Source organism: Candidatus Thiosymbion oneisti (genome assembly GCF_900092655.1).
Taxonomy (GTDB): domain Bacteria; phylum Pseudomonadota; class Gammaproteobacteria; order Chromatiales; family Chromatiaceae; genus Thiosymbion; species Thiosymbion oneisti.
This window is the reverse complement of sequence record NZ_FLUY01000967.1, coordinates 1-12,496: the sequence shown is the minus strand read 5'-3', so window position 1 is coordinate 12,496 and position 12,496 is coordinate 1. Positions and strand designations below refer to the sequence as shown.

Below are 12,496 nucleotides of genomic sequence, written 5' to 3'. Positions count from 1 at the left end.
TGGTTATTGCTGGGTTTTGGCCATCCCTGGCCGCAACCCAGCCTACGGCCTACGGTCCCTTTTTAGACAGTCTCTTAGGCCCATCATGTTCCTGCAACAAGCTCAGCAGCTCGTGCATATCCCCGGGTAGAGGGATCTCCCAATGCATAGCCGTTCCGGTCAGCGGGTGGTCGCATCCCAGTGCAGTGGCGTGCAGGGCCTGGCGGGGAAACCCCTGCAGGGCCTCGGTCAGGCGCACACCTGCGCCTTGGGGGGGCCGTGGGCGACCGCCGTAGGTCCGATCTCCCACCAGAGGATGGCGAATGTGGACCATGTGGACCCGGATCTGATGGGTGCGTCCGGTCTGAAGCCGCACGGCAAGCAGCGTATGGGCGTCGAACCGTTCCCGGACCCGGTAGTGGGTTACGGCCGGCCGGCCTCCCGAAACCACGGCCATCTTGGTGCGGCGGAGCGGGTCGCGGCCGATGGGTGCATCGATGGTCCCCCCTGCGACCAGAATACCCTGGACCAGGGCGCGATACTCCCGGTACAGGCTACGCCGTTGCAGCTGGTCCACTAAGGATTTATGGGCCAAGAGCGTTTTGGCTACCACCAGGAGTCCACTGGTGTCCTTATCGAGCCGGTGCACGATCCCGGCCCGTGGCACCGAATCCAGTTGGGGGAGATGATGCAGCAGGGCGTTCTGCAAAGTGCCGTCTCGGTTCCCGGCAGCGGGATGGACTACCAATCCCGCCGGCTTGTTGACCACGAGTAGCTGGTCGTCCTCGAACAGGATATCCAAGGCAATCGGTTGGGCAACACACAGATTGCAGGGTTCCGGCACCAATTTCAGGCGTATCTCCTCACCGCCCCGTACCTTATCGCGGCGCCGGCGGGTCCTTCCGTCCACCAGCACCAGGCCCTGGTCGAGCAACCGCTGCAAACGGCTGCGAGAGTATTCGGGCAGCAGCTCGGCCAGGACCTGGTCAAGCCGGCGTCCCGTCAGCGCCGGGTCGATGCGTAGGCAATGCTCCGCGGGAACCATTCGGTCGGCGTCCTTCATGCCGACCTCCCGCAATGGCGTTGAGACAAGCGGCTGCTCCGGGATTCGGCGTTTCGGTATAATCCCCCCGTTCTTCTTTCTGAGCAAATTGCGGCATGACCCGGATCCGATCGACGCTCGTCTGCGCGCTTGCGTTCACCCTGACGGCCTGTGCCTGGCTGGAGAGCCATAAGGATCCAACCAGGGCCTGGAACGTCACCAAGCTCTATTCGGAGGCGGCCGCGGAGCTTGCCGCGGGCAACTACCCAAGGGCCATCGAGTACTACGAAAAGTTGGGGGCCCGTTATCCGTTCGGGCGCTACGCCATGCAGTCCCAGCTCGATGTGGCCTATGCCCATTACAAGGCCGGGGAACCCGAGGCGGCGATTGCCGCAGCCGACCGCTTCATCAAGCTCTACCCCCAGCATCCCTATGTCGACTATGCTTACTACCTCAAGGGTATTGTCAACTACAACCGCAGTGTCGGCTTCCTCGACCGCTATATCCCGACCGATCCGTCCCAACGCGATCCAGGCTCCGCTCTGGACGCCTTCCAGGATTTCGCCGAACTCGTGCGTTTATTTCCGGACAGCAAATACGCCTCCGACGCTCACCAACGCATGGTCTTTCTACGCAACAACCTGGCCAAGAACGAGATCCACGTGGCGCGTTACTACATGAAGCGTCAGGCCTATGTGGCAGCAGCCAACCGCTGCAAGCATGTCATAGAGCACTACCAGCGCACCAGCGCTGTCGAGGATGCCTTGGAGATACTGATCGAGGCCTACAAGCACCTCGGTGAAGACAAGCTGGCGGCAGATACCGAACGGGTATTGACCCTGAACCGGCGAGCCGGTCGCTTGTTGGATGACGAGCCACCTCCCGAGGAGGTCAGCCTCGGACGCAAGCTCTGGGACTATATTGGGCTGGATACCAATTAGTCCAGCCACCAGCTTCCAGTCGCCGGCTACCAGCTTCCAGTGTCGGTTTCCAGCCTACCCTTGCCTTCCGCGGATGTGGAGAAATAGGCTACTGGTAGCTGGTACAGCCGTTCATTTACGGTCCGATCGCTTACGGTCCGATTGTTGGGGGGGCTCGGAGGGCGTGGTCGCTGCCCTGGTCTTGGGGAGACCACGCAGCTGTTCGGCTATGTCACGACTGAAGGTGGATAAGGTCTCGCTCAAGGCGGCGACCATGGCCCTTGGTTCCGAATTCGCGGCACGGCTGCGATAGGTGTCCTCCCTGATCACCAGGGCCTGCTGCATGTACGCATCCAGCACCCCCCAGCGCACCTTGAATACGGCATCGCCGTTGGGTGTGCCCTCGAACTTCAGCACGTCCGCAACCACCCGGAAATCCAATGGAAAGCGCACCTCCGCCGGCTCCACGAGAATCCGACTGGTACCCAGCAGCTGGCCCAGGTTCTCGCTCAGCACCCGCAGGAAGTCGTCCTCCAGGGAGCCGCCCCAACGGTGGAACTCGTCCACTCGGAGTTGGTTATCAGCAGTACGGGCCACAATCTGGGGCCGATCGAGAAACGCCGGAAAGCGCACCGGTCCGATCCCGACGGCCAGATTCTGCTCCGGAATGGGCGCTGCCGATTTCTCGGCAGCCGGTAGCGTCGAGCTCAGCGTATAAAAGGTAGAAGGTTCGGTAACGCATCCGCCCAGCGCCAAGCCGGCGAGCAACACAGCGGCGGATCCCGCGGCAAATCGAGTCTTCATCGCAATCCCCCTTTGCCCTTGAGAAGGGCCTCCGGATGCCGTTCCAGGTAGTCCGCCATCCCGCGGATGGAGCGTGCGGCGGCGGAAAGCTCCTTCAGCATTCGTCTAAGTTCCAGATAGAGCGCCGAATCCGGCGCCACCAGATTGTCCGCCGAGGTGAGGACGGCACCGGCCTGCTCCAGGGCCGTGCCCAGATGAGGAACCACATCTTTGTCCAAACCCCGCGCCGTTTCGCCCACTTGCCGGAGCGCGGACTCGAGCGCTTTGAGGGAGCGGTCCAGCGCCTTAGAAGTGGCGATACCCTTCGCTCCTTTGACGGTATCTCGGAGGTCGTTCCCGATCTCCCGCAGCGGCAGCGCGTTCAATGTGTGCATGAACTTGGCCGCTTGATTGGTCAGCTCCCCCAGCTGGGCGGACGCTACGGAAGGAATCACCGGATGCCCGTTCCGGCTCCCGATCTCGGCCGCCGGCGCGTCATCGAAAAAATCCAGCGCTACATAGAGCTGACCGGTGATTAGGCTCCCAGATTTGAGCTGGGCCCGCAACCCCTCCTTGACGAGTCGCTGCATGGGGGCGGTCTTTTCGACCTCTTCGTAGTCGCCGCCGACGAGCCGGACCCGCTGGGGCTCGAGCTCGATCAAGACCGGGATCTGGGATTTGAACCTCTCCACGTCGAACTCGAGCCGCACGTCCAGCACCCGGCCCAACTTGATACCCTGGAACAGGACCGGAGCCCCCACGCTCAGGCCACGTACCGATCCCTCGAAGAACAGCAGGTACTTTTCCTTTTTCAGATAGGTTCTCTCGTAGGCCGCTTTGCGGCTGGCATAGAGGTGGAAGGCATGGTCTGCGGCCGGAGGTACCCCCTGCTTCTCCAGGGTCGGCGGTGTATCGAAGGCCACTCCCCCGGCCAATACCGAGAGCATGGACTGGGTGTCCAGGGTCAGGCCATCCGCATTCAATTCGAGATCGATGCCGCTCGCGTTCCAGAAGCGGGTATTGGTCAAGACCAGTTGATCATGGGGCTCGGCGATGAAAAGCTCGATGTTGACGGCCTTCCTATCCTGGTCGAGCTTGAAGCCGACGACCTCTCCGACCTCAATGTGTCGGTAGTAGACGGGGGAGCCGACATTCAAAGACCCGAGGGTCCTGGAACGGAGTATGAATTTCTTACCGGGCTCCGAGGCGGTAAACAAGGGTGGCGCCTCGAGTCCGACGAATTCCCGCACCGGCTCACCCCCCGTGACCGGATCGACGGCGATGTAAGCGCCGGAAAGCAGGGTGTCCAGGCCCGACACCCGGCTGGCGGTAACCCGTGGACGCGCCACCCAGAAGCGGGTCTCTTGGGTCAGATACCGCTCCGCCCCGGCGACGAGCTCGGCGGTAACCACGACCTTCTGCAAATCCTCGTCCAAATCGATGGCCGTGACCTTCCCGACCTCCACCTCCTTGAACTTGACCTTGGTCTTGCCCGCCTCCAGACCCGCCGCGGTCTTGAACTCGATGCGGATGCTGGGACCCCGCTCGGTATAAGCCCTGTAGGCCAACCAACCGCCGATCAGCAGGGCGACGATCGGGATAAGCCAGACCAGCGAAACCGGGCGCCGTGATACCACCACCGCTTCCGGCGGTTGGGCCTCCGGCGGCTGGGCTTCCGGCGGTTGGTTAGGTGGCCTGCTCGGTTGCTGCTTGTTCGGTTGTGGCTTGTTCGGCTGTTCCGGCGCTTTCATGTGCTTGGCTCCTGTGGTCCCAGATGAGTCTGGGATCAAATGCCATGGCCGCGAACATGGTGATGACCACCACGGCGGCGAAAAAGACCGCCCCCGGTCCGGCCTCGATGGTCGCCAGGTTACCTAACCTGACGAGTGCCACCAGAATGGTGACCACATAGATATCCACCATGGACCAGCGACCCACGACCTCCGTTAGCCGGTACAGGCGGGTACGATCTTGGGGACGCCGGGTAGAACCCATATGCACGGAGACCAGCAGATAGACCAGGATGACCAGCTTCATCAGCGGCACCAGAACGCTGGCCATGAAGACGACCAGGGCCAGCGGCCACATGCCGTGGCCGAGCAGATAGATCACCCCACTCATGATGGTATCCGATTGCGGCTTACCAAAAGAGGTCACGGTGGTGATGGGCAGCAGATTCGCCGGCAGATAGCAGATGATGGCGGCGATCACCAGGGCCCAGGTACGTTGCAGGCTGTCCGGTTTGCGCCGGTGCAGGCCTTCGCCGCAACGGGGACAGCGTAGGCGACCGCGCACAGGGTCGGCCTCCGCCTCCGGCATCACCAGCTCACAGACGTGGCACGCACTTGTGGGTTCCCCCGGGCGTGGAGAGCGGCGAACACGCTCGGGTACCGGCACCCGGGACCACACGATATCCCCGTCCAGGGAGGCCTGGGCGGCGGCGAGCACGAAGATCAGCACGACGAACGCGAACAGAGAGGTCTCCGGGATGATGGTGGCCATATCCGCGAGCTTCACGACCGACACCAGAATCCCCAGCATGAACACGTCCATCATCCCCCAAGGAGTCAAGGTTGCCACATAGCGGAAGAGCCTGGGAAATCCGCGCCCGGCAGGGTTCATTTTGAGTGGGAGCAGCACGATCAGGAGCAACGCCAGCTGGAGCCCCGGCGCTAGAACGCTGGTGAAGAAAACCACCAGGGACAATATCCACATACCCTCTCGATACAACATCTCGACCCCGGTCACCAGGGTCGTCTCAGTGATCTGCCCCCGAAACTGAAACGACAGAAAGGGGAAGCTGTTGGCGACCACAAACAGGATGATCCCGGCGATGGTCAAGGCCAGAGCACGGTTCAGACTGTTCGGAACATGGCGATGCAGCAGGGTGTCGCACCGGACGCACCGCACCGCACCGCCCGCGGGCAGGGGCGGATTACGCTGGAGCAACCCGCAGGCATGACACTGGACCAGTGCCGCGTGAGCCATCGGTCAATCTCCTCCCGAGGCTCCGGAGTTGCAACGCCCGGTCCGCGGTATGCCGCCGTCTACCCATCCCCGTGACCGGGTTGCGGGGCGTTGGAGAGAAAATCTCATTCAAGACCTGTCTAACTTACGATCATCCTACTGTGAGGTAGTCGATGATATTGTTCTAAGAACCTGTCTGGTAAAAAACATAATATATTGATTTATCTGCTAAATCTCTATTCCGAGCAGATTGGGTACAGCTTTATAGACAAGGGTTTGCCTTTTTTGCCAGACAGGTTCTAAGCTCGTTATGGATTCCGAACTGCTTTGGAGTGCGCCGGCTTAAGCGGCGCGGCCGAATCGAACCCCAGCGACGGGGAATACCAGCAGCGTTTGCCGGGAACCTGGGCGCTGGGTTCCACAAGCGCCGCGGCGACGGCGCTTTCCCCTGGCCGCAACGCCTTTGTTTGGGAGGGATGCGTCGCCGAATCCAAAGCGGCGGCAGGCAGGTGCTCCATAGCCAACCCAGTGGCTACCTTGGGCACCGTGGGTTCCGGCCAGGTACCGGGAAAGGGTTGCCGCCGCACTCCAAAATGTTCGGTAGCATCCTTTCACGATCGTCAGCGGTCTGGAATCCATAAAATACCTTGTTTTAACTTAGGAATCACACGAACCGACGCGAATGTTCCCATAGGAACAAAAAGTCCAATTCGCGCAGATGCGCGTGATTCGTAGTTTGTGCCTAGCCCGCCCCTTGGTCAGCGCGGATCCGAGGTCTGCTCGTGCCGCCCGGACGGCGACTCACCCGAGCGAACGTTCTCCCCACGTTTTTTACGCATACGGTTGTTGAGGATCTCGACGGCCACCGAGAACGCCATCGCGAAATAGATATAACCCTTTGGAATCGGTTGCTCCAAACCCTCACCGATGAGGGCCACGCCGATCAGGATGAGGAAGCTCAGGGCCAGTATCTTGATGCTCGGGTGGCTATCCACGAACTCACCAATTGACTTGGCCGACAGCATCATGACACCGATGGCGATCATAATGGCAAGGACCATCACCGGAACATCACGCGCCATGCCCACCGCGGTAATCACTGAATCCAGGGAAAACACGATGTCCATGACGGCAATCTGCCCGAGCACGAGCGGATAGCTGGAAGCGGCCTTGAACTGCCTTTCCCCCTCCCCGGCCCCTTCCAGACTCTCCCAAATCTCCCGCGTACTACTCCACAGCAGGAACAAGCCGCCGCCGATGAGAATCAGATCGCGGCCGGAGAGCTCGTGCCCGAGAACCGCAAACAAGGGGTGGATCAGACGCATCATCCAGACCAGGGACAGCAGCAGCAGGATGCGGGTGATCATCGCCAACGCCAAGCCCTGGATCCGGGCCCGGTTACGCTTGGCGGCCGGTAACTTGGCGACGACGATGGAGATGAAGATGATGTTGTCGATCCCCAGCACGATCTCCAAGGCAGTCAGGGTGACGAGCGCGAGCCATGCCTCCGGGCTGAAAATCCACTCGAACATGGAATTACCTCGGTCGTTGCGTCATTAGACTTTTTTATCCATACGCTATAAAATCAGCGCCATTATCCCAGATCTTAAGAAGATTTTGGGTATATCGTGATGACAAGCGTAACTCGGATTCGAGTTGGCAGGTATTTATCGTGGTTGAATTAATTAATAATGTTTTAGTGGGGGAAAAAATTTTAGACTTCATTGTGAAAATAATCGACGAATATTTTCCGGGTCAAAAAGTTAAAGTTTTTTTATATGGCTCCCGAGCACGTGGAGATAATAAACTGAAGTCGGATTACGATTTCGCTTTCGAGCTTCCAAATTCTGTCAATCGTTCAAGGTTTAAATTAGAAGTCAGAGAAAAGGTCCCATCACTTTGCGGAGTAGACGTTGTCGTTCTTGATGAAATAAGCGATGCTTTAAAAGCAGAAATCTTAAAAGAAGGTAAACTTTTGTATGAATCCTAAGAAACAGGAAAATCTGAAAAAGGCATTGCTCAGTTTAGAGGAAGCCTTGAGTCTTCCCATACAGAACAAAAGAGATATTGCTGGGATTATTCAAAACTTCGAGTTTACTTATGAATTATCCTGGAAATTCCTAAAAGCTTATCTGGCGGATAGGGGCACACTGAGTACAACACCTAAAGACACCTTAAGCAAAGCTTATCAGCAGGATCTGATATCAGATGAACAAACCTGGCTGGATATAATCGAAGACAGAAACCTTTCTGTTCATACTTATGATGAAGCTCTGGCAGAACAGTTGGTTGAAAGAATACAAAAAAGATATATCAATATCTTTCTGGATCTGAAAACATTGTTTATCAACCAGTAATTGCTAAGAGGCTGTCTAAAAACTAAGCCATTGATTTTAAATCGGTAGGCTGGGGTGAGGAACCTGTCTGCCGACAGGCAGGCGAACCCCAGCTGGGGTTATTGCTGGGTTTTGGCCGTCCCTGGCCGCAACCCAGCCTACGGCGGTAGTGTTCCAGCTTTGTTGTTCTGCTCGTTCCCACGCTCCAGCGTGGGAACGCAAGTGTGGCCGCTCCAGCGGCCAAGGTTTCATGACGCTGGAGCGTCTGGACTTGCTCCCAGAAGGTTCTTATATTCGGCAACAACAAAATTAGAACACTACCGGGTAGTGGTAAATTCATAAGTGTTAACGTAGAGAGACTCATCTTTTTGATCCCCTCTCCCCAACCCTCTCCCGGAGGAGGGTGTCGCAAAAACGGTGGCGTCAGCTGCCAGTCTGTTAAAGTTTAAACCACAGAGGACACAGAGAACGCAGAGAATTGGCCGATTCCTTTCTCTGTGCTCTCTGTGCTCTCTGTGTTCTCTGTGGTTCGAAATGACTTTTGCGACACTCTCCGGAGGGGAGAGGGGGTATAGCGGCCAGTGCCGTTGGTTATGTTACAACTTAGATATTAACCACTACCCACTACCGTATTTTTCAAGGTGCCCATAACTCAGGCGTTTACAGCTATAAAGTTATCCAGATTCTCCGGTTTCCCAAGCTCAGCAATTGCGCATCGCCTCCCGCAAGGCACGGATGCGGGCCGCGCGAATGCGCGCCGGGATCTTCGCCGGCGCGGGCGCCGCGGCGGCAATGGCCCGGACGTCCACCGATCTGGCCGCTGCTAAGAACAGGCGCAACCGTAGGGCCTGGGGATAGGCGCGTTCTTGATAACCTCCGCGGCCCCGGTAATCCGCCTCGAAGGCGATCAGCGTCTGCTCGAAACGCCCGGGTCGGCGGAAGGCATCCAGGCCCTCCAAGAGATCGAGCACCGTTCCCGGACGCAGCTCGTCGGCCTTGTGTGACATGCCATGATAACGCGCCACTCCCCGCGCCAGCTCCCGGAAGCGGCGCGGGGCCTTGAGCCGGTCGCACAGCGCCTCGACCAGGGCCAGGCTACGCTGCTCGTGCCCCCGGTGACCCGGCAGGATATCCGGTGGCGTGGTGCCCTTGCCGAGATCATGGGTCAGGGCGGCGAATACTGTTTCCGAATTGGCTGTTTCCGGGCCGGGCGTTCCCGGACCGGCCGTCTCCGGATCGGAGGTCAGGCGGGCGGCCATATCCACGACCATCATGGTATGGACACCCGTGTCGATCTCCGGATGCCACTGTGCCCGCTGAGGGACCCCGAACAGGCGATCCACCTCCGGCATCAGCCTCGCCAAGGCACCGGCTTCGCGCAGGACATCGAAAAAGCGCGAGGGCTTGGGTGCCGCAAGCGCCTTGACAAGCTCCTGCCACACCCGCTCCGGGACCAAGGCATCCACCTCGCCCCCGTCCACCATGGACCGCAGCAAGGCCATGGTCTCTTCCGCCACGGTGAAGCCCAGCTCCGCGAAGTGCGCGGCGTATCGGGCCAGCCGCAGCAGACGCACGGGATCCTCGGCAAACGCGGGCGAGACGTGCCGCAGCACCCGGTTCTCCAGATCCGACCGGCCGCCATAGTAATCGATGAGATTACCCTGTTCGTCCTCGGCCAGGGCATTGATAGTGAGATCCCGACGCCGCAGATCCTCCTCCAGGGTCACGTCCGGTGCCGCATGGAACAGGAACCCCCGGTAGCCGGGTCCGGTCTTGCGCTCGGTGCGGGCCAGGGCATATTCCTCCTTGGTCTGCGGGTGCAAGAAGACCGGAAAATCCTTGCCCACCTGACGAAAGCCCCGGGCGATCATCGCCTCCGGGGTGGCGCCGACGACCACGAAATCGCGGTCGGCAGCGGGCCGCCCGAGCAACCGGTCCCGCACGGCCCCGCCCACCAGATAGACCTCGATAGCGTCCCCGGGATCTTGCCCCAGGGCTTGCGGTACGTTCATATCCCCATCCGGCAGCGCTCGCTCAGGTTGGACCGCAATGCCATCAAGTCAGGCCTTACCGGCAACGGTTGTCGTTTCTGTGAATAGAACCACGGATTCACACCGATGGACACGGATGGACTCGGTAAGACAACCCGCTTCCATTCCAACCGCGCCCGTCGAAAATTCAGGGCCAGACTGAGCTTCAGGTCGTTGCGCACCGCCATCGCACAGCCGATGATCTGCCGCGTCTCATCTTCATGAGCCAATCCGTGTCTATCCGTGTTTATCCGTGGTTCACTTCCCCCCGAGCGATGAAGCGCTTGGTGGGCATGATCTTTCGCGGGTAGCAGCGATTGGGCCAAACGGGCTCGACGCTTAACTTAATGGCCTTGGGTCGGACCGGGCGGTTGACCCCGGTCCTGTCCTGGGGGCTTCGCCTCCAGGGCCCGCACATCGGGTCGCGAGGGTACGGTCTCTCCCTTCCGGGTGCCTCCGAACCACCTGGCAATGGTCCCGAAGACCCGCTTGATCCCCCGCCACAGCTTGGGGAGCAACCAGATCAGGAGCAGCAGGAAGAGGGCCAGGAGCACCAGAAACAGCACCGGATGATTGACCGCCACCAACAGACCGGCCACGACACTGAAATCCTCCACAATGGAGGCCGTCCAGTTGGTGAAGGGCTCGGGCGAGGTGTTGATGAGCACCCGGGTCCCGGATTTCGCGGCGTGGGAGACCGCAGCCATGCCGCCGCCCAGGAGCGCCGTCGCAAGCTCGGCGCCGAGGCCCACATCCCCCACCGCACCGGCCGCCAACATGGCCCCAGCCGGGATGCGGACAAAGGTATGCAGGGTGTCCCAGACCGTATCCACGCCGGGGACCTTATCGGTGAAGAACTCCACCAGATACATAAACCCGGCGGCGAACATGACCAGCGGATCGGCCAGCACCTCCATGCCTTCCGGGAGCACCATCCTGCCGGTGGCCCCGAGAAAGCCCAACACCAGGATCGCGGCATAGAGATTGATCCCGCTGGCCCAACCGGCGCCCAGGGAAAGGGCGAGTGTCTGCGCCAGATCGTCCACGTCAGCGTCCTCCTGCCAGCCTGTGACCGATCGGATTATACGCCGAACCCGCACGGGTCGCTTCCGGTCACCGGCTTCCGACTGTTTTGAACCCCGGAGACGCTGAGTCGAATCCTCCAACGAGTTATCATTCGGTTGCCGTGTGTGCGGCGGCGTGGACAAAGAAGCAACCGTGGCTTAGCCTTGTAAAAAAACCTCCGCGTGAGTTAATCTTTATCAGCTACTGACTACACTAAGAGCTTGCCCTCCCAGCAGACCGGATGTCGGTCCGATGGAATCTTCTGCGGGACCTCATAAAAGACCCAAGTAAAATCAATGGATTTGCGAACGATTCCCCAGCTTCACGGCTACCTGAGCGCGGCTTCCAAATCCGGTGATGATGAGGAACGGGCCTGCGCCCAGAACTTCCTACTCGACGAACGTCCGCCCCCGGAGGTGCTGGATCTGTACAAGCCCCATTTTGCTTCCGGTCCGATCTCGGACATGGACGACTGGTACGGTCGTCATCACGGCTTTGCTACGGAGCAGCTCTTTCTCGATCCCAGCGAATCCGATGCACCCGTAACCTTCCGTCCGCTCAACGACCGCAATCGGGTGACTCAGATCGATGAGCGTCTGAACCTGATCCGGGTCGAGCAGGCGGATTGGCCGTGCATTTTGCGCGGAGATTCCTTCGAGGAAGTGGCGGACCAGATAAAGCGGTTTCGGGCTGGTGATGATGCCGCCCGCGGCTTTCTCCAGGGCCTGTGCAATGCCTGGAACGCTGATCGGGACCGGCGTCCCGCCTACGTCACCACCGAGATCCAGGTCGCAGACATCCTGGCGGACGGGGTGGCAGACTGGGCCGTGCGTCTGCGCAACCGCCTCGGGTTGGGACACCTGGACCCCGGTCCCGCCGGGCGGCCGGTCGAGATCCTGGTCATGCGCTATCCGGTGGCGGAAGCGATCGCCGCGCTCGACGGACAAGGCCATCCGGCCATTCCTACCGTGCTGGACAGCGACATCAGTAACTACTCCTTTCCAAGCCCCCTGCCGAAGCCGGATGCCACCAAGGCACCGCTGTACGGCAGGACGGTGAATCTGACGCCGGTGGAAGACGATAATGACTACGAAATGGGCTGTGAGCTCTTGAGCCCGCGCCTGGTCTACCGCCCGGAGCACTTCTATCGGGCCGGTATCGTCGCTGAGCCGGTGACCATGCCCCTCGACCGAGCGCGTGGCTTCCATCTGCCCTGGGTCCGTATCGACGCGGGACGCGACGACTTCGGCGCTGACCTCTTCGGCGAGGGTGGGGAATGAACGCACTTCCCGTCAGTCCGGCCATCCAGCGTTGGCAGGCGCGCTTTGTCGCCGAGCCCGTCCAGGCCATCGGCGATCTGCTGGCCGACCGTAT

Annotated in this window: 12 protein-coding genes; 4 read left to right on the top strand and 8 right to left on the bottom strand. The window is 60.0% G+C overall.

The window, feature by feature from the left end; genetic code table 11:
* Window positions 1–49 precede the first annotated feature (49 nt).
* Entirely contained in the window at window positions 50–1,042 is a 993-nt protein-coding gene (gene rluD, locus BQ17_RS09975) for a 23S rRNA pseudouridine(1911/1915/1917) synthase RluD (RefSeq protein ID WP_256091538.1), read from the bottom strand.
* Window positions 1,043–1,137: 95 nt separating this feature from the next.
* Here rluD and BQ17_RS09970 point away from each other — a divergent pair, with 95 nt between their 5' ends.
* Window positions 1,138–1,962: an outer membrane protein assembly factor BamD gene (locus tag BQ17_RS09970; RefSeq protein WP_089726654.1), complete on the top strand. Its 825-nt coding sequence runs from the start codon at window positions 1,138–1,140 to the stop codon at window positions 1,960–1,962.
* 111 nt (window positions 1,963–2,073) lie between these two features.
* Here BQ17_RS09970 and BQ17_RS09965 read toward each other — a convergent pair whose 3' ends face one another.
* The 4 genes from BQ17_RS09965 to BQ17_RS09950 form a co-directional block, all read right to left on the bottom strand.
* Window positions 2,074–2,745, bottom strand: a complete 672-nt coding sequence (locus BQ17_RS09965; protein ID WP_089726652.1) for a PqiC family protein — start codon at window positions 2,743–2,745, stop codon at window positions 2,074–2,076.
* On the bottom strand, window positions 2,742–4,475 hold the full coding sequence (locus BQ17_RS09960; RefSeq protein ID WP_089726650.1) for a PqiB family protein: 1,734 nt from the start codon (window positions 4,473–4,475) through the stop codon (window positions 2,742–2,744). Before BQ17_RS09960 ends, BQ17_RS09965 begins: the two co-directional genes overlap by 4 nt.
* The gene (locus BQ17_RS09955; RefSeq protein WP_089726648.1) at window positions 4,411–5,712 is read right to left on the bottom strand and encodes a paraquat-inducible protein A; all 1,302 of its coding nucleotides are present in this window, start codon (window positions 5,710–5,712) and stop codon (window positions 4,411–4,413) included. The genes BQ17_RS09960 and BQ17_RS09955 overlap by 65 nt, the downstream gene beginning before the upstream one ends.
* A 737-nt stretch (window positions 5,713–6,449) precedes the next feature.
* Window positions 6,450–7,223 carry a TerC family protein gene (locus BQ17_RS09950; protein ID WP_089726646.1) on the bottom strand — a complete coding sequence of 258 codons (774 nt, stop codon included), beginning with the start codon at window positions 7,221–7,223 and terminating at the stop codon, window positions 6,450–6,452.
* Between the two features lie 140 nt (window positions 7,224–7,363).
* On the opposite strand from BQ17_RS09950, the gene BQ17_RS09945 reads away from it, so the two are divergent.
* Together BQ17_RS09945 and BQ17_RS09940 are read left to right on the top strand one after the other, a co-directional pair.
* A complete protein-coding gene (locus tag BQ17_RS09945) occupies window positions 7,364–7,681 on the top strand; it encodes a nucleotidyltransferase family protein (RefSeq protein WP_176722375.1) in 318 nt (105 codons plus the stop codon).
* Window positions 7,671–8,048: an HI0074 family nucleotidyltransferase substrate-binding subunit gene (locus BQ17_RS09940; protein WP_089726642.1), complete on the top strand. Its 378-nt coding sequence runs from the start codon at window positions 7,671–7,673 to the stop codon at window positions 8,046–8,048. The genes BQ17_RS09945 and BQ17_RS09940 overlap by 11 nt, the downstream gene beginning before the upstream one ends.
* Before the next feature lie 680 nt (window positions 8,049–8,728).
* Here the strand turns inward: BQ17_RS09940 and BQ17_RS09935 are convergent.
* The 3 genes from BQ17_RS09935 to BQ17_RS09925 form a co-directional block, all read right to left on the bottom strand.
* Window positions 8,729–9,997, bottom strand: a complete 1,269-nt coding sequence (locus tag BQ17_RS09935; RefSeq protein WP_089726656.1) for a multifunctional CCA addition/repair protein — start codon at window positions 9,995–9,997, stop codon at window positions 8,729–8,731.
* Window positions 9,998–10,035: 38 nt separating this feature from the next.
* Window positions 10,036–10,287, bottom strand: a complete 252-nt coding sequence (locus tag BQ17_RS09930) for a hypothetical protein (RefSeq protein ID WP_089726641.1) — start codon at window positions 10,285–10,287, stop codon at window positions 10,036–10,038.
* A 114-nt stretch (window positions 10,288–10,401) separates the two neighbouring features.
* Window positions 10,402–11,103 carry a DUF4126 domain-containing protein gene (locus tag BQ17_RS09925; RefSeq protein WP_089726639.1) on the bottom strand — a complete coding sequence of 234 codons (702 nt, stop codon included), beginning with the start codon at window positions 11,101–11,103 and terminating at the stop codon, window positions 10,402–10,404.
* A gap of 315 nt (window positions 11,104–11,418) precedes the next feature.
* Between BQ17_RS09925 and BQ17_RS09920 the strand changes: the two genes are divergently transcribed.
* Window positions 11,419–12,402: a hypothetical protein gene (locus BQ17_RS09920; protein ID WP_089726637.1), complete on the top strand. Its 984-nt coding sequence runs from the start codon at window positions 11,419–11,421 to the stop codon at window positions 12,400–12,402.
* Window positions 12,403–12,496 lie beyond the last annotated feature (94 nt).